19 protein-coding genes are annotated in these 20,460 nt (G+C 46.9%); 9 read left to right on the top strand and 10 right to left on the bottom strand.

Features of this window, described 5'->3' with window-relative positions:
- Positions 1–93 precede the first annotated feature (93 nt).
- On the bottom strand, positions 94–6,828 hold the full coding sequence (locus QUB20_RS10950; RefSeq protein WP_333248270.1) for a translocation/assembly module TamB domain-containing protein: 6,735 nt from the start codon (positions 6,826–6,828) through the stop codon (positions 94–96).
- 426 nt (positions 6,829–7,254) lie between these two features.
- On the opposite strand from QUB20_RS10950, the gene QUB20_RS10945 reads away from it, so the two are divergent.
- Both QUB20_RS10945 and murQ read left to right on the top strand, forming a co-directional pair.
- Positions 7,255–7,629, top strand: coding sequence for a DUF3110 domain-containing protein (locus QUB20_RS10945; RefSeq protein ID WP_333056206.1), 375 nt, complete (start codon positions 7,255–7,257; stop codon positions 7,627–7,629).
- A gap of 236 nt (positions 7,630–7,865) precedes the next feature.
- Positions 7,866–8,780: an N-acetylmuramic acid 6-phosphate etherase gene (gene murQ, locus QUB20_RS10940; RefSeq protein ID WP_333248268.1), complete on the top strand. Its 915-nt coding sequence runs from the start codon at positions 7,866–7,868 to the stop codon at positions 8,778–8,780.
- A gap of 69 nt (positions 8,781–8,849) precedes the next feature.
- On the opposite strand, the gene QUB20_RS10935 is transcribed toward murQ, so the two are convergent.
- Together QUB20_RS10935 and QUB20_RS10930 are read right to left on the bottom strand one after the other, a co-directional pair.
- Positions 8,850–9,380, bottom strand: a complete 531-nt coding sequence (locus QUB20_RS10935; RefSeq protein ID WP_333242350.1) for an adenylate kinase — start codon at positions 9,378–9,380, stop codon at positions 8,850–8,852.
- Between the two features lie 171 nt (positions 9,381–9,551).
- Positions 9,552–10,850, bottom strand: a complete 1,299-nt coding sequence (locus QUB20_RS10930) for a CAP domain-containing protein (protein WP_333248266.1) — start codon at positions 10,848–10,850, stop codon at positions 9,552–9,554.
- Between the two features lie 177 nt (positions 10,851–11,027).
- Between QUB20_RS10930 and QUB20_RS10925 the strand changes: the two genes are divergently transcribed.
- The gene (locus tag QUB20_RS10925; RefSeq protein WP_333248264.1) at positions 11,028–11,255 is read left to right on the top strand and encodes a hypothetical protein; all 228 of its coding nucleotides are present in this window, start codon (positions 11,028–11,030) and stop codon (positions 11,253–11,255) included.
- A gap of 107 nt (positions 11,256–11,362) precedes the next feature.
- Here QUB20_RS10925 and nblB read toward each other — a convergent pair whose 3' ends face one another.
- Both nblB and QUB20_RS10915 read right to left on the bottom strand, forming a co-directional pair.
- Positions 11,363–12,037, bottom strand: a complete 675-nt coding sequence (nblB, locus tag QUB20_RS10920) for a phycobilisome degradation protein NblB (RefSeq protein ID WP_333248262.1) — start codon at positions 12,035–12,037, stop codon at positions 11,363–11,365.
- A 121-nt stretch (positions 12,038–12,158) separates the two neighbouring features.
- A complete protein-coding gene (locus tag QUB20_RS10915; protein ID WP_333248306.1) occupies positions 12,159–12,620 on the bottom strand; it encodes a CBS domain-containing protein in 462 nt (153 codons plus the stop codon).
- A gap of 483 nt (positions 12,621–13,103) precedes the next feature.
- Between QUB20_RS10915 and QUB20_RS10910 the strand changes: the two genes are divergently transcribed.
- The 5 genes from QUB20_RS10910 (at position 13,104) to QUB20_RS10890 (ending at position 17,480) form a co-directional block, all read left to right on the top strand.
- Positions 13,104–14,231 (top strand): transposase, encoded by a 1,128-nt coding sequence (locus QUB20_RS10910; protein ID WP_333248260.1) that lies wholly within the window; start codon positions 13,104–13,106, stop codon positions 14,229–14,231.
- A 78-nt stretch (positions 14,232–14,309) separates the two neighbouring features.
- Positions 14,310–14,636, top strand: coding sequence for a (2Fe-2S) ferredoxin domain-containing protein (locus tag QUB20_RS10905; protein ID WP_333140546.1), 327 nt, complete (start codon positions 14,310–14,312; stop codon positions 14,634–14,636).
- A gap of 75 nt (positions 14,637–14,711) precedes the next feature.
- Complete coding sequence (dacB, locus tag QUB20_RS10900) at positions 14,712–16,190, top strand: D-alanyl-D-alanine carboxypeptidase/D-alanyl-D-alanine endopeptidase (protein ID WP_333248257.1); 1,479 nt, start codon at positions 14,712–14,714, stop codon at positions 16,188–16,190.
- Positions 16,191–16,407: 217 nt separating this feature from the next.
- Positions 16,408–17,304, top strand: coding sequence for an alpha/beta hydrolase (locus tag QUB20_RS10895; RefSeq protein WP_333248255.1), 897 nt, complete (start codon positions 16,408–16,410; stop codon positions 17,302–17,304).
- A 35-nt stretch (positions 17,305–17,339) separates the two neighbouring features.
- Entirely contained in the window at positions 17,340–17,480 is a 141-nt protein-coding gene (locus QUB20_RS10890; RefSeq protein WP_333291345.1) for a hypothetical protein, read from the top strand.
- Between the two features lie 112 nt (positions 17,481–17,592).
- Here QUB20_RS10890 and QUB20_RS10885 read toward each other — a convergent pair whose 3' ends face one another.
- Genes QUB20_RS10885 through QUB20_RS10875 form a run of 3 tightly spaced genes read right to left on the bottom strand, consistent with a single transcriptional unit; the run spans position 17,593 to position 18,324 of the window.
- Positions 17,593–17,817: a helix-turn-helix transcriptional regulator gene (locus QUB20_RS10885; RefSeq protein WP_333036912.1), complete on the bottom strand. Its 225-nt coding sequence runs from the start codon at positions 17,815–17,817 to the stop codon at positions 17,593–17,595.
- A gap of 29 nt (positions 17,818–17,846) precedes the next feature.
- Positions 17,847–18,134 carry a Coq4 family protein gene (locus QUB20_RS10880; protein WP_333242325.1) on the bottom strand — a complete coding sequence of 96 codons (288 nt, stop codon included), beginning with the start codon at positions 18,132–18,134 and terminating at the stop codon, positions 17,847–17,849.
- Positions 18,076–18,324 carry a hypothetical protein gene (locus tag QUB20_RS10875; protein WP_333242322.1) on the bottom strand — a complete coding sequence of 83 codons (249 nt, stop codon included), beginning with the start codon at positions 18,322–18,324 and terminating at the stop codon, positions 18,076–18,078. Before QUB20_RS10875 ends, QUB20_RS10880 begins: the two co-directional genes overlap by 59 nt.
- A gap of 653 nt (positions 18,325–18,977) precedes the next feature.
- On the opposite strand from QUB20_RS10875, the gene QUB20_RS10870 reads away from it, so the two are divergent.
- Entirely contained in the window at positions 18,978–19,661 is a 684-nt protein-coding gene (locus QUB20_RS10870; protein ID WP_333291343.1) for a hypothetical protein, read from the top strand.
- Positions 19,662–19,683: 22 nt separating this feature from the next.
- Here QUB20_RS10870 and QUB20_RS10865 read toward each other — a convergent pair whose 3' ends face one another.
- Together QUB20_RS10865 and QUB20_RS10860 are read right to left on the bottom strand one after the other, a co-directional pair.
- Complete coding sequence (locus tag QUB20_RS10865; protein ID WP_333248250.1) at positions 19,684–19,941, bottom strand: Txe/YoeB family addiction module toxin; 258 nt, start codon at positions 19,939–19,941, stop codon at positions 19,684–19,686.
- Complete coding sequence (locus tag QUB20_RS10860; RefSeq protein ID WP_333248247.1) at positions 19,934–20,188, bottom strand: type II toxin-antitoxin system prevent-host-death family antitoxin; 255 nt, start codon at positions 20,186–20,188, stop codon at positions 19,934–19,936. The genes QUB20_RS10865 and QUB20_RS10860 overlap by 8 nt, the downstream gene beginning before the upstream one ends.
- Positions 20,189–20,460 lie beyond the last annotated feature (272 nt).

Genomic DNA, 20,460 nt, shown 5'->3' with positions numbered 1-20,460 from the left:
GTGTGGGGTTAGCAGTATCAATTTGCTGCTGTTACTATTATAGCAAATTATTTAGAAATTGGTAACTGTTGGCTGTTGGCTGTTGGCTGATGCCTAAAACCTCAATTCATATTCAGCAGTGACACGGTTATCTCCTTGAAAATTACTGGAACTTCTGAGTAAAAGTTTATCGCTCAATCGATAACGCACAGTAAATTCAGTCGGTTGATTTGCTGACAAAACTCGAATGATTGATGCTGAAATATTGCGCGTGATGTCAAACCCAACTTCTAAACCTAAACCGAGAGAACCCGCACCTGAACTGGAACTAGCACTTTGTGCTTCGTTGCCTCTAATTCGAGTGGGAAATAAGCGAAATTCGCTCAATCCTGTGGCGTTTGTAACCGCAGATTGAAGGTTGTTCAATAAACCCGCACCGGCTAAATTTGCGATCGCCAGTGTACTGTCTCCCTGTCCCAAAGTCTCCACGAAACTGCCGCCTAATAGCGCTACAATCTCTATTTCCGATCGACTCGGAGAACTCCTCAACTCCAGATTTTCCCCCAACTGAGAAGCCCTTCCCTGCACTAACGCTTGAACGCGGACACTCCGCACGCTGCCGAAAGTTGTCGGTTCGTCTGCTATTTCAGAGGCTACAGATGTGCCGGGAGTGCGGAACCGCGTTACTTCCTGCACCGAAGTTGCTAATCTCACATCCAGCGTCGGATCGAGTCCTTGTGTTGGTACAAAGGTAGCAGTCTGCGGGTATCCTCGATCGAGTCTAAACTGCGTTGTAAACAAATTCACAGACCCGGAAGTCAACCGAATCGTACCCTCCGGGCGAAGGTCATCTAAAGTTCCATTCACCGTCAAGCCCCCAGTCGCCTGAAAACTCAATATCGGCGCACTCGTTACCCGAATTCCCCGGCCCAAATTCAGCCGCAAATCGTTCAATCCAACTTCAAAGGAAGGGGAAGTCGGAGTCGCAGGAGAAGCAGAAACTTCAGTTGTAGGGGAATCAGAAACCTCAGTCGCAGGAGAAGCAGAAGATGTCGAATCAGAATCAGAAGCAGAAGAGGAAGAAGCTAACTGAGTTGTGCCACCGCCGGGACTTCGGAGAAATACTTCGCCGTCATACAGTTCAATATTACCGCTCAACTGCGGACGCCTAGCCGTGCCCCTTGCCTGCACTTGACCGACTACGCCGCCGCTGTACAATCCTCTGAGGTTCACTGCCAACTTGTCTAAATTTACAGCCAAAGGATTATCCGCATCGACATCGCCCTCCGCAAAAGGCACAGACAGCGGAATCACGCCAGCGGCGACAACTTCTCCCTGACTCAACTGTCCCCGAATTCCCTCTACCCGAATACGATCGCCCTCAAAGCGCACCGTCCCAGTCAGCCCTGTCAGCGGTTCTGGGAAGGCTTGCGCGCGGACGGTTGCATTTTCAAAATTCGCAATTCCTTGCGCTACAGGGTCTTCCAGCGTTCCTCCCACGCGAATTTGCACCTGTCCCTTGCCGCTGACCCACGCAACTTGCGGAGTCAATACATTAATAATTGCTAAACCTTCATTTTGCAAATTCGCCCTCAAATCAATTTGATTGCTATCAGCTTTCACCGCTGCAAACGGCAACTCAAAAGGCAAACTTCCCTGCACTTCAATCGGTTCGGTTTGAGTTACCAAAGCGCTGCCGCCAAAATTCAGGCGGGCGTTGCTATAACTGAAACTGCCGTCGGCTTGTTTAATCGGTTCTCCGTTTAGCGTACCCTCAACCAAACTCAATTCTCCGGTGGCTTGCGGATTTTCCAAACTGCCGGCCAAATTCGCCCGCAAATTCAAATTTCCTGTGACATCCACAAAAGGCAATTCCACCAGTTTTGCTAACTCTTCGACGGGCACATTTTCTACCCGCAACTGCCCGGATTGAGCTTTTTGCCCGAGTTGTCCCGAAAAGCCGATCGCACTTTTGCCCGATCGAATTTCCAGAGGCAAAACAGTTAAGATTCCGTCCTGAAAACTGCCTTCAAGGCTGAACGTTTCAGCGACATATTCTCCCCACTGCCAGTTATCACCTTTGACGTTAAATTGAGCTTGCACACCAGTTTGCAAAGAACCGGCGACAGCAATTTCCGCCCCAAAAGTGCCTTGCAATTGGGATAAGGGAGGCAATTTTTCTGATGCTTCCACGGCTTGTTGCTGCTGCAAAAGTATTTCAATTTCTGCCAAACGGCGCAACTGTTCGATTAGCGGGGATTCTGGTTCTCCCACTGCCACAGTTTGCACGTCGCCACTGTCACCGTAAACGGGAGGTTTTAGGCCTCTCGCCAAGTCGCCTAAATTGAAATATTGCAAAGCGGTTAAAACCTGCTGCAAATTGCCTTGCTGGACGTTAACTTTCCCAGCAAATTGCGGGTTTGGCCCTGTTTGAACATTGCCGGAAATTAAGTATTGACCGCTGCCTTGGCGGAATATGCCGTTTGTGAGAGTGGCGCTGCCGTTAGCGTAGCTGAATTCGCCTTGGAAACTGTCACCTTTAATGTAGCCGATCGCCGGTTGGGCGATCGCAATTTGTCCGCTTGCTTGCAAAGTCGCCGGATTTAACGGCATCTTCCAACCGGGCACATTCACTTGTCCCGAAACCGTACCAGTTATCGGCCCCAAACCCGCCTCTTTCCCCGGTGATAGATTCAAAGCAGCGAGGGGAAAATCGCTTAAATTAACTCGCAAAGTTTCTCCCTCGGTTTGGCCCCTAGCCACAGATTCCCCGCGTTGAATTAAGAAAGATGTCGGCAGAAAAGATTGATTTAAAGCTACTTCAATTTTGTCGCTGGCGCCGGCCAAACGCAAATCTACACTTTTCCCAGCATCCGCATTCACAGTCCCCGCCAGTACCGGATCAAAAGCGATTTGATTTACTGCTAAATCCCGCACTTCCACGTCGCCAACTAAGCTGAGGGCGCTGAGGGTGCCGCTGAGGCTGCCGGTAAAATCTACATTGCCGCGCAGGGGAAGATTATTCTCTGAAGGATTTTTGAGACCAATTGGTCTCAAAAATGCTAGTTGTTCTGCTGGTAAAGCTTCCAGATTAAAGTTGGCGAGTTTTACATCCAAATCTAAGTTGGAAATTGAGGGTACTCCTTTACCTTCGAGTTCGACGTTAACAAAGCCGTTTGCTGTCAAACCGGGAGTTGTGGCGTTCTCAATTTCCACCCGTTGGCCGTCCCAATTAAATACTGCCTCAAAAGGTTGTTTCAAAAACGGCAATTCCGAGATGCGGAAACTGCCGCCGGCGCGAACATTTTGTAGGGGCGGTGCCCCCGTGCCCGCCCCAATCGGCCCGGATAAATTGATATTGCCGTTAAACAGTCCTGCAAGCTGGGGGAGATTTTGGGCACCGGAGACTACACCTCCGGTTTGCAAGCTTTGTCGCTGCGACTCAAAGGCTTGCTGGAAGCGACTTAGAGCAATTTGCTCGCCCTGGATTGACGCGCGCCAATTCCCCGATTCAGCGCGGCCTTTAGCATTGACAATTCCTCCGCCGTTGGCGAGTCGAATTTGTCCGTCGCCGTTGGCGGTGATGCCGTTGGCAGTTAGATTATCTACTGTTCCCAAAATGCGGACTTGGCCGTCGAGGGTTCCGTTAATTTCTGGCGGTAAATCCGCTGTCAGCAAACCTGTTTGTTTGAGGGTTTGTTCTAAATTACTGACGGCAATTCCGTTCGTTTCCAGCAATGCTTGCAAGTTGCCGTTTTCTAATTTGGCCGTAGTATCGATCGCCCCGAGTCGATCGACCAAAATCACTCCTTCTCCGCTAGCACTAATTCCCTTGGCTGTCAAGTTATCCAAACTACCCGCTGCTTGGAATTCGCCGTTAACTCTGCCGTCAATCGATTTTAGATTTTGGATTTTGGATTTTAGATTGTTGATGTTGGCAGTTTGCTGACTTCCGGGATTAAATGCTGAAGCTACATCTAAAATAGGTATTCCCAAATCTAGTGCTAAGCGGCTGAGAATAACTCGATCGGCATCGGCGAAAGCTTGCCAGCGTCTGTCTTCTAATTTACCTCTAAAAGCAAGAGTACCGTCGGCAATATTGAGTTGGCCGCTGCTGTTGACAGAAATATCGGCGGCGGTTGAATTATCAAGATTGCCGCTGGCTTGAATTTGATTGGATATTTGTCCGTCAATCGATTTTAGATTTTGGATTTTGGATTTTAGATTGTTGAGGTTGGCGACTGTTTGGGGATTGTCAGCAGTGAAAGCTAAGCCAACATCTAACAGCGGCAATCCTAAATCTACCAAGCGGCTGATGGAAGTGCGATCGGTTTCTGCTGTTCCCTGCCAATTTCCCTCTGCCAATTCTCCTTTAAAATTAACATCACTGTCGGCAAGATTGAGTCTGCCACTGCCGCTGGCATTGATGCTGCTAGCAGTCAAATTGTCAAGACTTCCCGATGCTGTAAATTGACTCGATAGCAGTCCGTCGATCGATTTTAGATTTTGGATTTTAGATTTTAGATTGTTGAGATTGGCAGATTGCTGATTTTCGGGATTGAATGCTGAAGCCACATCTAAAATCGGCAGTGTCAAATCTACCAAGCGGTTGATGGAAGTGCGATCGGTTTGTGCTGTTGCTTGCCAGTTTCCCGCTACTAATTCTCCTTGTAAATTGACATTGCTGTCGGCAAAATTGAGTCTACCGTTGGCATTAACATTGATTCCGCCGGCAGTCAAATTGTCAACATTGCCCGCGATTTGAAATTCACCTGCTAGCTGCCCGCCTAACGATTTTAGATTTTCGACTTTGGATTTTAGATTGTCTAGATTTGCGGTCGTTTCCCGTGCTAAAAACGGCAAGCCAATATCAATTAATTGATTGACAGCAACTTTTTCAGTGTTGCCAAAAACTTGCCACCTTCCCGATTCTAGTTCGGCATCAACATCAACAATACTGTCAGCAATATTCAGCCTTCCTTTGCCCATCGCAGCGATCGCATTTAAACTCAAATCGTCCAGAGTTCCCGCAGCTTCGGCGGTTCCGCTGAACAAACCGGCTAGTTCAGGAGGCAAATTAAGGTCTGGCAGGACTTGCTGCAAACTGTTGAGATCCACGCCATTGCCCTCGATCAAAGCTTGCCATTGACGGTCTTTTAGCGCAGCATCCACATTAACAGAAGCGTCGCCAATTTTCACAACCGTATTTTGCAAATCCGCCGAATTTCCTCCAGCTCGAATGGAGCCCGCTGCGGGGAAAGTCCCTTGCGGTGCTTGCCATTGAACTCTAGCTTGAATGTTGTCTAACGGGCCGAAAATTTGAGCTTTTGCGGACACACTGCCAATGTTAACAGTAGCAGGAAGCGGGAGATCGTAAATTTGGGCGAGATTATCTGCCGGCACGTTTTCAGCTTGGAAGTCAAACACCAAACCCGATCGCGAATTCTCACTTCCCAACCTGATATCAACTTCACCTTTCCCGCCAATTTTACCACCCGCCGCCGGCACTACCAACATATCGCTCAAAGTCAAAGCTAAAGAGGAAAACGGGGGAATAGAAGATTGAGAATTGGGAGTTGGGGTTTGAGCCATTCTCCCCCGTTCCAATTTGAAATTAGTGCTAATATTGTTTAATTGCAGTCGATCGACTGTAGCGGGTTTTGTCGAGGCGATCGTACCAGTCAGCACCGGCATTGCAACTGTTCCAGTCAGCTTGGCATCCGCCTTCACTTCCCCCGCCACAGCCACGGGTAATACTACTTTCTTCCCTAACTCTGTTTCCACCGCACTGACAACACTTGCCAAAGCGACTGGTTGCACGTTCGTTGTCAGATTGAAGCTAGCTTGTTGGAGATTAAAATTAGTTCCTGTTGCAACTGTTCCTGCTATTCTCAGCGGAATTAAACCGTAATTAGCCGCCAGACTATCGACAATAAAATTAGTTCCCTGAAACCGCAACTGACCGCTGCTATTTTGTATAATTTGTTTTAAGGGAGAAATACTCGCTTGCACTCCTCCAAAACTAGCCGTTCCGGTAATTCCCGATACTTTATTGTCTCGCAATTGCACGGTCAAATTGCCGTTAGCCAGACCTTTTTGTAAATAAATACCGGGAAATTTCAGCAAGCGATCGAGGTCGGGCAAAGGCAAATTTTGACCTTGCAACTGCAGGTTAGTTTGAGCAGCAGGTAACAGAGAATCTGCTTTTACTATAAAATTATCGCTATTAGTAAACTGACCGTTTAGTTCGTAGAGAATGCGCTGATTTTGGTCGCGAAATAGAGCACTGCCATTTTTCAAATTCACAGAAATAGGAGCCGAAGTTTTCTGTCCAACTGCGGGACTCGGCACCAAAACTGCGGCGGCATTTTCAGCTCGAATTGCCTCAAGTTCAGTTTTAAATAAACCCGGAGATTTCCGCTCGGCAGTGGGAAGATTAACCCAGCGGCCTTGAGCATCCTGTTCGATATAAGCGTTGGGTTTAACTAAAGTAATATCTAATTTGAGAGTGCGGTTGAACAGCAGCGGCCAAATTGAAAATTGCACTTCCACTGCTTCTGTAGAAGCGTAATCGGGATCTGTAGGAGTTGCAGGTAAAGTCGATCGGCCAAACCGCAAACTTCTCAGAGAAAATCTCTCCAAACGTCCGAGTTGCACAGGCCGCTTCAGCAACTGACTGACTTCAGTTTCCACCAAAGGAGCTAACTTTTCCCGCACCCACGCCTGTGCTACGGCAACCCCAACCAAGCCGAGAATGGTCAATCCCGTACCGCTAAGCAGCAGCAGACGCCACCAGCGGCGGTGGGGACGGGGTGCGAGTTGATTTTTGTTATCGTCGGAGTTAGTCATGGGTGTTTCTCAGAAATCAGAGAATTCAGGAATTAAGGGAATCAGCCGATTTTAGACAGGTATAATTTCTGCGATCCGCCTGGGTGGCTTCTGCCTTTGGTAGACTCACAAGTGAGGTAGGAAGTGCCGATCGGGCGTTAGCGTTGCCCGCCCCTACGGGGGCTACGCCAACGCACAGGATCGAATTTCAAGATTCACGCCCCCCACTGCGGGGCAGAGTCCAAGAACCTTTACCAAACTTAATCAAAACACGCAACAAGACCTAATACCAAGTCCTCCAACTCCCCTAAATCCTCTCGATCCCCGCGCGTGCAAGATCAGGGGTCAAATCTAAAATCTAAAATCTAAAATCTAAAATCTAAAATCTAAAATCGCCCGATCGCTCCTAAGATAAAAAAACGGTGGTTAAGAAGGTCTTTAAAACTTATGCGAGTGTTCGTCTTACTCTTCAATGCCCGCACCGAGAACGAGGGAATTCATACCATTCAACTCGGCGATCGCAATAAAGTTCTGATGTTTGAGTCAGAAGACGACGCCACCCGCTTTGGCGTGATGTTGGAAGCTCAGGATTTCCCCGAGCCCACTGTCGAGGCGATCGACGATGAGGAAATTAAGGAGTTCTGTAACAGTGTTGATTATGATTGGGAACTGATACCGGCGGGGGCGCTGGAGATTCCGCCAGAAAACAATGTAACACAGACTCAGTGGCAGCCGGAGTCCGAACCCGATTCCGATCCGGATTCTGAGGTTTCCCAAAACGAACTGGATTCTATTCGCCGCCGACTCGAAGGACTTTTGTAATAGCCATTAGTCATTAGTCAGCAGTTATTGGTAATGGGTAATGGGTAATTGCCTCTCTGTCGGAAGTAGATTTAGCCGATCGCCCGCAAGCGCAAATTTCGAGCTTTTGAGTCACGACTTCACCAAGCTAACCAGCGGGCCGGCAATGCGTACCCTATTGTGTACACCTAATGACTGTTGACTGTTGACTAATGACCAATGACTAATGACCAATGACTAATGACTAATAAAAAAACATGAAGAATTTGGAAGAACGGGGCCATCTGCTGACTGAACAGGTGAATACCAACAGCGAGAATTTAGACCAACTCAGTTCGATCGAATTAGTGGACTTGTTCAACCGGGAAGACGCCCAAACCTTAAGCGCGATCGCCCGTGCCCGCGAAGAGTTAGCCCAAGCGATCGACATTGCAGCCGAGTCTCTGCGTCAAGGAGGCCGCCTGTTTTACGTCGGTGCGGGTACTTCCGGGCGTTTGGGGGTGCTGGATGCCGCCGAGTGTCCCCCCACCTTCTGCACGCCGCCAGAACTCGTACAGGGCATAATTGCCGGGGGTGCGGGGGCTTTGGTGCGGAGTTCGGAGGATTTGGAGGATCGGGCTGAGGATGGGGCTGAGGCGATCGCCCACCGTCAAATTACCAACTTAGATGTGGTTGTCGGGATTACGGCTGGGGGTACGACGCCGTTTGTGGCGGGCGCTTTGCAGGCGGCGCGCCAGCGGGGGGCGAAGACTGTGTTTATGGCTTGCGTACCCGTCGAACAAGTGAATTTTGAGGCTGATGTTGATATTCGGTTGTTGGTTGGCCCGGAGGTAGTGGCGGGTTCGACGCGCTTGAAAGCCGGTACAGTCACAAAAATGGCTTTAAATATCATTTCGACTGGGGTAATGGTGAAGCTGGGGAAGGTTTACGGCAATCGGATGGTTGACGTGGCGGTTACTAATAAGAAATTGCGCGATCGGGCTGTGCGGATGTTGCAGGATTTGACTGATTTGAACCGGGATGAGGCGGGTTTTTTGCTCGAAAAAAGCGGCAAGTCGGTTAAGTTAGCTTTGATGATGCACTGGACTAATTTGGAGAAGGAAGAGTGCGATCGAATTTTGGGCGAGTTTCAAGGCAATTTGCGATCGGCTGTGGCATCAATTAGTCAGTAGTCAGTAGTCAGCAGTCAGCAGTCAGCAGTCATTAGTCATTAGTCATTAACAACTGCCAACTGTCAACTGTCAACCGTCAACTGTCATTTGCGATATCGATGCAAAAAATTGTGAAATCTCTTCAGTGGATCTGATGTGATAAACACTTTTGGTATTTTGAGCGCGATCGACATACTCGCGATATCTGGGAGTCAAATACTTGTGACACAACCAAAGAACGCGGTAACTATTAATTGAACTCTTCAAGATCGGACTCTTTTGGGGCCAGCCTTCTGGCGGTATAAACTTACCTGTAATCAGCCGTTTAGTCACCCACCAGAAATGCACGTATAGGGGCAGATCGACAAAAACCAGAGTATCTGCCTCGTTGAGTCGAACCCAGACGGTTTCCATGCAACCAAAACCGTCTATAATCCATCGGTCAGTAGGCAAAATTTTCTCATGGGTACGCTTATATTCTTCATTTGGAACCTCAGCGCCCCCAGATTGATATTTAATCTTATCCAAGGCGTAAAGTGGCAAACCAGTGATTTCTGATAATCTCTTGCTGAGAGTTGATTTACCGCCTCCAGCGTTGCCAAACACGGCTACTTTTTTCATACAAAATCCTCTTAGTAATCATGCAGTTTGTAGCAAGATTTTGGAGAATTGCTATAACAACTGAAGTAGTAGGGTGCGTCAGCTTCGACAATCTGGGCTACCCATCCAATCCCTACCAACTGACGCACCTTACAAGCTGCATAAGTGAAATTTTACACTACCGATTCCCCGTTACCCATTCACAAAAACGATCGCCGTAAGCTGACTTTCACTTACACCCTGCACGATTCCCAAATAATTACTACCAGACTTAATCGCCGTAGAAGCGACGCTTGCGCCTCCATCCAACTGCAAACTCACAGCTTCAAAAGTCAAGTTTGCAAACCCGATACCGTCAGTCAAACCAATTTTATCCCCAGCCCCCAAATCGACAATTACATCGGCACTAATTAAAGTAGCCGAAGCAGACAAACCTCCTGCCAAGATAAACGTATCATTTCCGTCGCCGCCCGTCAGAATATCTTGCCCGCGATCGCCCGCCAACAAATCAGATCCGTTACCGCCAATCAAGACATCATCTTCTTTGCCGCCGCGAATAGTATCGTTACCGTCAGATCCGATTAGTCGATCGTTATCGTTGTTGCCGCTGATAAAATCATTACCAACACCGCCATCAATTACATCAGATTCTTTGCCACCCGATAAGCTGTCATTGCCACCTGCGCCATTAATTGTATCCGCACCTTGCATTCCATTAATGCTATCAGCACCTTCTCCCCCCGTGATATTGTCTTTGCCGGAAAGGGCAAAAATTGGCAATCCCGCAGCATTTGTCGGTATTTGAGTATCGGCACTATCTGAGAGGAAATAATTGCCGTCGCTGGCTGTATTTTTGGGTGATTGTGTCGGGCTGCCGTCCCCTGTAGCATTGGGTATTGGCGAAGTAATAGATATAGTGTTTGGTGTGGGAGTTGGTGTGGGAGTTGGTGTCGGTGTCGGTGTCGGTGTCGGTGCGGGATTGACACTACCGTCAAGAGAAGTCGCAAAAACTTGCGTCCAATAGTGATTGAAATTTTCTGTGCCTGTATCGTCGGCTAAGAAATAGTAACCAATCCCAATTTCTTTGAGATTGGGGTTAAGAATATTAGCCCGGTGGCCACTGCTGTTCATCCAAGATGATACAACTTGTTCGGGTGTAGAAGAACCCGCAGCGATGTTTTCTGCTGCTGCTGAGAATTGATAGCCCGTTGTAGTAATGCGACTGGTGAATGACGAACCATCTTTGCCTGTATGCGAAAAGAAGTCTTGCAGTGCCATGTTTTGGCTGTGATTTTCCGCAGCATTTAGTAACTGAGTATTTAAGGTTAGCGCGGACAAATTTAATTTGCTGCGTTCAATGTTGGTAAGTTCTAAAACTCTATAAATAAAGTTTTGATTGGTGGTTGAAGTTGGTGCGAGTTGAGAGGCAGAGCGCTCTCCTGTTAAAATGTCCGAGGACTGAGAACCTGAATTTTGTAGTTGTTCAAGCATGGGGATGATCAATAGTTTTAAGACTTGGCTTTGCTGGTAGATGGCTTACCGTCTTAACGATAGTTTCCCCGATCGCTAGCTGGCTGGACACAATTCAATAATTGTATTAATTCCTGCCGCTGCTTTATCTATTTTGATTATAGCTGTTCTCAAAGTGGGGATGTCAAGAGGCTGGCTATGATTGGAAAATGGAAGAGTACGCTCGAATTTAAGGAGAGTTTCAAAGGAATGTGCGATCGCCCGTGGCATCAATACAATTTTAGATTTGAGATTTTAGATTTGAGATTTTTCCTGATTAGTATGGTTTACGCTACGCACCCAGCCCGCTGGCGGCTGGCTAGAAACCCGGTTTCTACGAGTTTTGCAGAGAGGAACGACAAATATAGGAAGAAACCGGGTTTCTGAATTCTGTGTGCGATCGCGAACAGAGTTTTTAGTAGAATCTTCACAAAAAATTCTAAATTAATTCAAAATTCACAACCGCGCAGGCTTGTTCGCGAACGAAAGCAATCTCAAGATTTCAAACTATTTTCTTGTCCGGCTTTAGCCTCCTGAGCAACTTGCTCAACCTCATCTTTGGCGAGAATTTCCAAAGCTGTCTGTGCTTCTGCACCGCCCAACCGCCCCAAAGCTTGAGCTACTCTGTAACGGATCTGCCAATCTGCATTGGAAGCGTAGGGAAGCAGCAGCGGCAGCGCCCGTTTATCTCCCAATTCACCTAATGCGCTGATGGCAATGGTTTGGATCAATTCGTTTTCAGAATTCAGGGCATTTTCTAACATCGGAAAGGCTTTTGGATCTCCCATTTCTCCCAAAGCCGCGACGATGCTCAGTTGCACCAGCCATTCAGAGGTACTGCTATAAACTTGCTGCAAATCTTCTAAAGCATCGGTTAATTTCAATGCGCCCAAAGCATCGGCTGCTGCTGCTTGCACGTCGGGTTCGGGGTCGTTGTTCAGGCTGTTTCGCAGTACCTCTAAAGCGTTCGGCAGATTCTCCGTGCCGAGGGTTGATAATTGGCTGACTGCTGCGTAGCGAACCCGGACGTTTTTGTCGCCGATCGCAATTTGAATTAGTTTATAGGCGCTCGCGGGTTCTAGTTGTCGCAGTTGGTTGACTGCTCGCAGTCTTTCGCCAAAATCCTCGGAATTCAGCAATTGTTCGACAGACTCAGGGGTAATGCTCATCGGATTTGAGATTTTAGATTTTAGATTTTAGATTTGGTAATTGGTAATTGCCAAAAGCAAGCGAGATTTAAGGAGTGATCGACTCATTTTCTGATACACTCCTGGAACTGCAACAGTTAATTTAAGATTCGGCAGCCATCGAGCGAATAATATCTCCCCTAGTGAGGATGCCGATTACTTTGCCCGCAGTATCAAGCACCGGCAATCGGTGGATGCTGCGATCGTGCATCAGTTTGGCAGCTTCTTGGACAGATTGATCTGGCCCGATGGTAACGGGTTCTTTACTCATCGCTTCTCCTACTGTTTGTCCTAAAGCCTTGTGGAGTTCTCGCTCGTAACGAGATGGATTTTCCAAATAAATCACGCTATCGAGCACCATGATATAAGCGGGCGGAGTTACGCCGGTTTCCCGCCACATCAAGTCGGTTTCGGAGATGACTCCTACCAACAAGTCATTCTCATCTACGACGGGAAGACCGCTAATGCGTCGATCGGCTAAAATTTTAATCGCTTCGTTCAAGGGCATTTCGGGTCGCGCCAAAATCGGGTCGCGGCTCATTACATCGGCTACTGTTTTTGGCATGATTAGGGGTTGATTGAGTTGTTGCTCTAAATCGATCATATAGGGAAAGGGCGGCACAGACTGAAGAAAGGCAGCTCTGCTGAAGGGATTCGTTAGAAAGTAGAAGGAAGGAAAAAGCTTGAATGCCATAATTTTGCTGTTTTTTTCGATCGCACTATAAAATTCTGCCCTTTGCCGGACTCCGGCGAGCGATCGGTCTGACCAAAATTAATGGGATTCAAGCCCCGTCCTTCTAGGACGGCTTTTTCTTGGTTTTCAAATTCCTAATTAACTCTCTAAGAACATCAGACTTAGTTCTGCCAACCGCCACACAATATTTTTCAAGTATCTCTAATTCAAAGTCTTCGAGCCTAAAATCTAATCGTTTTTTCATGAGTTTGTACGGATATATGGTGTACAATACTAGCATGAAATCACGCTACCAGTACCGAATTTATCCATCCGAGCAACAACGCAAAGACCTGGCAAGGCTATGAAGGTTGTGTGAGAGTCGTATGGAACGACGCTCTGGCACTGTGTAAGAAATCGGAGAAACTACCTAGCAATGGAGATTTGCAAAAAATATGCATTACTCAAGCCAAAAAGACCCAAGAGCGTGAGTGGTTGAGCGAGGTTTCTAATATCCCATTACAGCAATCTATTGCTGATTTAGGTGTAGCTTGGAACAACTTTTTCGCATCTATTAAGGGAAAAAGAAAAGGCAAAAAGGTTAATCCCCCTAAATTTAAGCAGCGGACAAACAGACAGTCAGCCCGTTTCCGAAAAGGGGGATTTAGCATCAAAGCTGCCAAGGTTTTCTTAGCCAAAATTGGGTGTATTAAGACTAAATGGTCGCGACCTCTGCCGTCTGAACCAAGTTCAGTCACCGTTATTAAAGACACCGCAGGGCGCTACTTCCTTAGTTTTGTTGTTGAGGTGCAGCCCGAAACCAAGCTAGCTTCTAACCCAGCAGTGGGTATTGATTTGGGCATAAAAATTTTTGCGGCGCTCAGCACGGGAGAGCGAGTGGCAAGCCCCAGCTACTCAAAGTTAGACCGTAAAATTCGACGCTCTCAACGCAAGTTATCACGACGCTCTAAAACATCAAAGCGGCGTGAACGGATGCGATTGAAGGTGGCGAAACTCAAAGCAAAACTGCGAGATATCCGCAAGGACTTTCTGCATAAACTATCGACTAAGGTGATAAACGAGAACCAAGTTATCGCCCTAGAAGATTTAAACGTCTCCGGACTCCTGAAGAACCGCAAATTATCCAGAGCAATCTGCTCCGCTGGATGGCGGGAATTCAGAACAATGTGTGAGTCTAAGTCGGAGAAAGTTGGACGTGAGTTTGTTGTCATCAGCAGATGGGAACCAACCAGCCAAGTTTGTTCGGATTGTGGTTACCGCTGGGGCAAGTTAGACCTTTCGGTGAGAGAAATTGTCTGTATGAATTGCGGCACTCTTCACGACAGAGACGACAACGCCTCAAAAAATATAGAACAAGTCGGGGTAGGGCATATCCACGACTCAAAATGGGCAGGGAGGGAGTGTAAGACCTCAATTGAGGCAGTTCCCGATGAACTGTCAACCCGTCTAAAGTACGAACAGTTAACTCTGTTCGACTGGTAGGGAATCACCGCGCCTTCAGGCCGGTGAGGATGTCAAAAGATTGTTAAGATATATTAAAGAGCGGATAAATCCTTACGAATGCCAGAATCTCCAGCCCGAAAACCAGACTCCCAACCAGAAGCGCGCTGTGTATTGGTTTGCCAGTATCAATCTTGCCTGAAAAATGGTTCAGCAGCAGTGCTAGCTGCTTTTGAAGCTCAACAAGTTGCAGGGGTGAAAGTGGAGGCCTGTAGTTGTCAGGGACAGTGCACCACTGGCCCGACTGTACGAGTTACCCCGGACGAAATTTGGTATTGTCGAGTTAAACCGAGTGATGTACCCTTGATTGTGGAAGAGCACCTCAAAGAGGGAAAACCTGTAGAGGCGCTGTTCAATCCGAGAATTCATGCGCGTTATTATTATTAATATTGACTTGATTCGGTGAAACTTCCAAGCTTTGGCGCATCTAATTTTAATAGTTATTGTTAAGGAACTGGCACTGTGAAAATCCAAGGAATTGCGCTTAGTTTGTTCGTCCTAATTCTGGGGCGTCCGTCGGCGGTTGCTGCTCAAACGTCGGCGGTTGCTGGGGATATTTGTCCGGGGGAATTGGGGGCGCAAGTAGATGCGATCGCCAACCGTCCCGAATTTAGCCGATCGCGCTGGGGCATTTTGATTCAACCTCTATCTTCTACTACTACTCTCTACAGCCGCGACGCCCAGAAATATTTTATTCCAGCATCAAATGCCAAGCTGCTAACTACAGCCGCTGCTTTACAGAAACTCGGTGCAGATTTTCGGATTAAGACATCGGTTTACAGCGGCGAAAATGGGAGTTTGTACGTGGCCGGCAGGGGAGATCCGAGCATTGCAGAAGCTCAGTTGAAATCTTTAGCGCAGCAGTTGAAGCAGCGGGGAATCAGTCAAGTTAACCAGTTGATTGGCGATGACAGCTATTTTCAAGGCAGTGCAGTCAATCCGAATTGGGAATGGGAAGACGCGCAAGCTGGCTACGGAGCGCCGATTAACAGTTTAATTTTCAATCAAAACGCGATCGACCTTCTCTTGTCCCCACAGGCTCTGGGGCAACCTCTGAAAGTTACTTTTGTCGAAGCAAAGCTGGCAAATCAGTGGCAACTTCAGAACAATTCAGTAACAGTCGCCCAAAACGAATCCGAGTTTATTGAAATTGGCCGGGAGTTCGATCGACCTATAATTCGAGTGGGCGGACAGTTGAAAGTTGGTGCAGAACCTGAATCAGCTTATGTCGCAGTTGTCAACCCCGCTAATAATTTTTTGCAGTATTTTCAACAAGCCCTGGCGGCTGAGGGAATTCCTGTTAAACAGGCTTTAGTTGCATCGGCTTCTCGCAATTTAAATCAAGAATTAGCGACTGTTGAATCGCCACCGCTGGCGGAATTGGTGAGAGAAACTAATCGAGTAAGCAACAATCTTTATGCAGAAGTTTTATTGAGATTGTTGGGGAAAGTTACAGACAAGATGCCCCTGCCACAAACACTCACAGACAAGATGCCTGTGCCACAAGAGGATACAGGTGAAATGGGTTTGAAAGAGTTAAAAACAGTTTTAACTCAATTAGGAGTAAATCCAAACAGCTACAGATTAGCCGACGGTTCCGGCTTGTCTCGGCACAATTTAATTACTCCAGAAGCCTTGGTGCAAACTTTGAGACTTATGGCCAATTCACCTGCTGCATCTATTTACCGCCAGTCACTGCCGATCCCTGGCGAGAAGGGCACTTTGAAAAATCGCTTTAATGTTACACCAAATCGCGTAATTTTGCAAGCAAAAACCGGAACTATGAGCGGAGTTTCGGCGCTGTCGGGATATATCGAAGTTCCGAATTACGAACCGCTGGTGTTTAGCATTATCGTCAATCAATCTGACCTATCGACTGCAAAAATGCGATCGGCAACGGACGAAATTGTGCTATTATTGAATCGCCTGCGCCGCTGTTAAAACAATACATTTAAGGTGAGAAACTTCAACTCAGTAGTTACACCTAAAACACCGGACACCCCAAAACCCTACAAGTTTTAAGTTTCATTAGATTGCACCGACGGGGATCGAAAAGCAGCTACAATAAAAGTAGAAAAATTAACACCATTGGGACGTTTTAGCCTGCTACCAGTCGGCGGGTTCTGTACTTCCCGAAAATAAGTCTAACTTTCCAACTATGAATTCTTTCGATTCCGAACAGCAACACATCTTTGTGGAAACCAATAACATCCGCCTGCACTGCGTTTCTCAAGGAGAAGGCGAGCTCGTTCTCCTCCTGCATGGGTTTCCAGAGTTTTGGTACTCTTGGCGTCATCAAATCCCTGCCTTAGCGCGTCATTTCAAGGTGGTAGTGCCGGATTTGCGGGGCTACAACGATTCCGACAAGCCGGAAAGCGGCTATGATTTAGATACGCTGAGCGCGGATATTCGCGGTTTGATTTCGAGCCTCGGTTATACAAAAGCTCACGTTGTAGGTCATGATTGGGGAGGGGCGATTGCGTGGCACTTAGCTCAAAAATTCCCCGAACAACTCAACCGCTTGGCAATTTTAAACGCTCCGCACCCGCAGCGATTCGTGCAGGAAATGGCGAGCAATTTAGATCAAATCCGCCGCAGTTGGTACGTTTTGGCGTTTCAGGTTCCCGGCATTCCCGAATGGTTGATCCGGCAAAACTTGAAAGATTTTGTTCACAATGTTTTCCAAGGACAAGCTGTTCGCAAAGGATCTTTTAGCGCTGAGGAAACTAAGATTTATCAGACTGCTTTAGAAAAGCCGGGAGTATTAGCCGCCGCTATCAATTATTACCGGCAGATGTTTCACCCGCAGAGGCTTTGGAATTTGGGGCAGAAATTAGAACCTGTGACAGTGCCTACTTTGGTGCTTTGGGGAGAAGAAGATGCGTTTTTGAGCCACAAACTTGTAGAAGGTTTAGACAGATTAATTACGGCTCCGTTTAAGTTGAAATTAGTTCCTCACTGCGGTCACTGGATTCAGCAGGAAGCGCCGCAAACGGTGAATCGAGAATTGCTGAGTTTTCTGAGAAATTCTTCTCCTTCTTTGGCTGTAGCATAGAAAAAAATTAACGCTTGCACATAAGAACGGGCAAGATGCCCGTTCCACAAAAATTCAATGTTCTTGTGGAACGGGCATCTTGCCCGTTCTTAATATCTGACGCACCCTACTTATTGATCAATACGCTTGGGTTAAAACTGTTTATTCCTCGGAAATCCCCCTCGCATCCCCCTTAAGAAAGGGGACGCAAGAGTAAGTTCTTGTCCCCCCCGACCTAGGGGCGGTGCCAAGAGTGTCCGCCCTTGGCTAGGGGGGATCGGGCTTAACTGAAGCGTATTGACTTATCGATCAGTCCCAGAGCAAATTTTCTTGGATCAGCAGTGCAATCATCGCAGTTCTGGAACAAACACCGAGTTTGATAAAAATCCGCCTCACGTAAGTAGCAACCGTCCAGTGACTGATATTTAAATTTTTGGCAATACATTTGTTGGGCAGGCCTTGGGCTACTAATTGCGCGATCGCTCTTTCGCGTGGGCTCAGGCTAATTTCCGGTTTGTAACTTTTGCTTTGCATACTTTTGCAATCAGGTAACGAGTTAAAATCTAATCAATTAAGGGTAGAATTTCGAGTTTTTCTCGAACTTCAGATAAAGGATTTTCCCAATCAGATGCAACGTCCCAATTAATTAACTGAGTGGCTAATTTTCCGTGTTTTAAGCCTTTGATAGTTTGTCCGATCGCGCAACTTAACCCGCCGATGGGTCCAACTAACACTAAAATCGCACAAGAAGGACGAAATACTTGAGCGCGAGTAAACGCTTGAAGTACCAATTCATCTTCTGTTGAAGCTGAAAGACCAGTCAGAACGTGCCACACGTCGTGGTTTCGCACCAATCCAGTCTCCCGATGCGATCGGCTCAAAGCCTTGTTCGTCTAGAAATCGCGCCACTTCGCACCCTAATGTTCCTGCTGGCAGTTGGCGCAATTTTGCCAAGTCTATTTCAAAGTGTCGATCGCTCTCAATTTGAGGATTAATTGTTTGAGCCATCTTTAATATAACTCCTAATTGACCGTCAGCCATAATTTATTCTCCCTTCAACAATGAGTTAAGTTGCGAGCAAATTAATTTGTGTTTGTCAAGTTCATTTTTGCGCTTAATCAAGACGACTTTTTTTACCTACTCAGCTTAGAAACCGTACTTTCTGTCACAGCAATTGGCTTTCAGGAGCTTTTACATTTCTTTACAAACCTTCTTAGATGTGAAATCTGCTATCTGTAAACATCGCCCTAGTGTTTGGAATCCCAACTTGACTCACCGGGAAGTACCCGTAAAATCTACAGTATTTAGCGGTGATTGGAACTCCCTTACTTACGTATATAAATTTATTCTGCTGCTAATTATTGGAACCTGCAATGAGTCAGAAGTGGAAGCTTGCAGGCATGGTGATGCAGGTGCATACAAGTGAAGAGAGCTGAAGCAAGCTGAAGTAAGGTGAAGTTATGCAGAGTTGATGTTTAGGAATTACGCAGTAGTGCCAATCCCCCGTGGTTGCCCAATTTGTAGTGGTAATCATGGGGGAAGGCCCGTATGTCGTTAGAATGTCGCTCAAATGAGTGACACTCATTTGAGCGACTGGTCAAATATGTTCACCAACAGCTACAAATAAAGTAGAGATTCATATCATACAAGGTGTTGCTGTGAAAAAACTTTCCATTTTGTTATCCACAGGAGTTGTGTCATTGATTTGGTGCGCTGCTGCTAGCGCTACCACTTATATTAATCCTAACGGTAAAACTACTTTAAACTTGTCAGAAAAAGGAAACAATCGCAGCGGTTTTTACTTGACCAAAGTAGGGAATCGGGAATTTTTGGGCAATATTCAAATTACCCGTTCCCAAGGAGCAGCAGGCTCTTACTATTACAATGGGACTTTCAAAGACAGTGCGACGGGCCCTGGCAGAAAAATTGTTTGTTCTGGGGATATTGCCATTGTCAGGCGTCAAGTTGGAAGAAGCAGCCAATTGGGAGCCGAAGTTACTTGGAAGGTGAAAGCAGGAGAAAATTGTCCTTCAATTGGCCAGACATTTAAAGTAAATTTAGTCGAATCTTTACCGCGTCCTAATGCAAGGGGCGACTATACTTCTAGTAATGCTAATACTTGGTCGAGTCCAACAAATGGTTTTGTAACTTGGCCTGCTTGGCGAGTCACCTCGCGAGATGGACAACTCAACTGCCGCCAGACCGCAAACGGAGCAATTCAACAAGTTTACCGCGCGGATAGAGATACAATTGCTGCTGAACTCAGGGGAGCAAATGCGATTACGATGGCGAACGGTCAACCCTGGTTGCTGACAAGACAAGGCTGTTATGTGCGGGCTAATTCTCAATACGTTCAGCCAGTTTCTATGCCTGAATAAGTGCTCCTAAATAGGAAGCATCTCACTTTTGCAGCCAAGCTAGAAATTGGAGTTTTGAGGCAAGAGGCAGAAGGAAGGAGCCAGGAGAAGTATTTTTACAAATGTGAGATGCTCCCGCCAGATTCTCCCTCAGTGGTTCTGGCTTTCCGATCCCCTCAAACGGGAATCGGATTGTTGCCTCAATTAGCTTGTTAATTCGTTTGAACTTTTTCTTATCTTGCCCTTGCCAATATAAATAATCGCCCCAAGCGTCATCCGTCCATGCTAACTTTCTAGTCATCCAACAAATTTCGCTCCACCACTTTCCCCTGCTTAAAATGAGCAATAGAACGCTCCAAATGGGCAGCATTGGCGGGAGATTGGAGTAAATGAACTGTTTCCAGCAAACTATTAAAGAACTCTAGCGACATCACCACGGCATCCTCCGCATCCCGTCTAGTGATGATGGTATAGTCCGTATCTTCCCCTACTCTGTCTAAAACAGCCTTGAGGTTATTTCTCGCTTCGCTAAAAGAAACAATATTCATCTACTTGACATTTGTACTACTTACTGTACAAGTGTACCAATCCGCAATATATTCGGCAATCCCGATCTCATATCAATTTAATGTGAAGTTGCACATATCTCGATCCCCCTAAATCCCCCTGATTGTTGGGGAGTAGGGGTTGACTTTGATCGGAATCTTGTCCCACCCCCTACTCCCCTTACTAAGGGGGGTTAGGCAGGGTGGATTAATTGTCAAAAGAGTAAACCAGTGGGGCTAGGCTATTTGCTGACGAGCACGCGCCAGATTTAATT

This window comes from Microcoleus sp. B4-C2, assembly GCF_036705265.1.
Classification (GTDB): Bacteria; Cyanobacteriota; Cyanobacteriia; order Cyanobacteriales; family Microcoleaceae; genus Microcoleus.
The sequence above is the reverse complement of the archived record's forward strand: the minus strand, read 5'-3'. Positions and strand labels throughout refer to the sequence as shown.

Excerpts from the sequence above, each read along its gene's own strand:
- QUB20_RS10885 (WP_333036912.1), bottom strand. The coding sequence starts at position 17,817 with ATGCAAAGCAAAAGTTACAAACCGGAAATTAGCCTGAGCCCACGCGAA.
- QUB20_RS10945 (WP_333056206.1), top strand. The coding sequence starts at position 7,255 with ATGCGAGTGTTCGTCTTACTCTTCAATGCCCGCACCGAGAACGAGGGA.
- QUB20_RS10925 (WP_333248264.1), top strand. The coding sequence starts at position 11,028 with ATGATTGGAAAATGGAAGAGTACGCTCGAATTTAAGGAGAGTTTCAAA.
- QUB20_RS10860 (WP_333248247.1), bottom strand. The coding sequence starts at position 20,188 with ATGAATATTGTTTCTTTTAGCGAAGCGAGAAATAACCTCAAGGCTGTT.
- QUB20_RS10915 (WP_333248306.1), bottom strand. The coding sequence starts at position 12,620 with ATGCCAAAAACAGTAGCCGATGTAATGAGCCGCGACCCGATTTTGGCG.
- QUB20_RS10875 (WP_333242322.1), bottom strand. The coding sequence starts at position 18,324 with ATGGCTGACGGTCAATTAGGAGTTATATTAAAGATGGCTCAAACAATT.
- murQ (WP_333248268.1), top strand. The coding sequence starts at position 7,866 with ATGAAGAATTTGGAAGAACGGGGCCATCTGCTGACTGAACAGGTGAAT.
- QUB20_RS10865 (WP_333248250.1), bottom strand. The coding sequence starts at position 19,941 with ATGACTAGAAAGTTAGCATGGACGGATGACGCTTGGGGCGATTATTTA.
- nblB (WP_333248262.1), bottom strand. The coding sequence starts at position 12,037 with ATGAGCATTACCCCTGAGTCTGTCGAACAATTGCTGAATTCCGAGGAT.
- QUB20_RS10895 (WP_333248255.1), top strand. The coding sequence starts at position 16,408 with ATGAATTCTTTCGATTCCGAACAGCAACACATCTTTGTGGAAACCAAT.
- QUB20_RS10935 (WP_333242350.1), bottom strand. The coding sequence starts at position 9,380 with ATGAAAAAAGTAGCCGTGTTTGGCAACGCTGGAGGCGGTAAATCAACT.
- QUB20_RS10890 (WP_333291345.1), top strand. The coding sequence starts at position 17,340 with ATGCCCGTTCCACAAAAATTCAATGTTCTTGTGGAACGGGCATCTTGC.
- QUB20_RS10950 (WP_333248270.1), bottom strand. The coding sequence starts at position 6,828 with ATGACTAACTCCGACGATAACAAAAATCAACTCGCACCCCGTCCCCAC.
- QUB20_RS10930 (WP_333248266.1), bottom strand. The coding sequence starts at position 10,850 with ATGCTTGAACAACTACAAAATTCAGGTTCTCAGTCCTCGGACATTTTA.
- QUB20_RS10905 (WP_333140546.1), top strand. The coding sequence starts at position 14,310 with ATGCCAGAATCTCCAGCCCGAAAACCAGACTCCCAACCAGAAGCGCGC.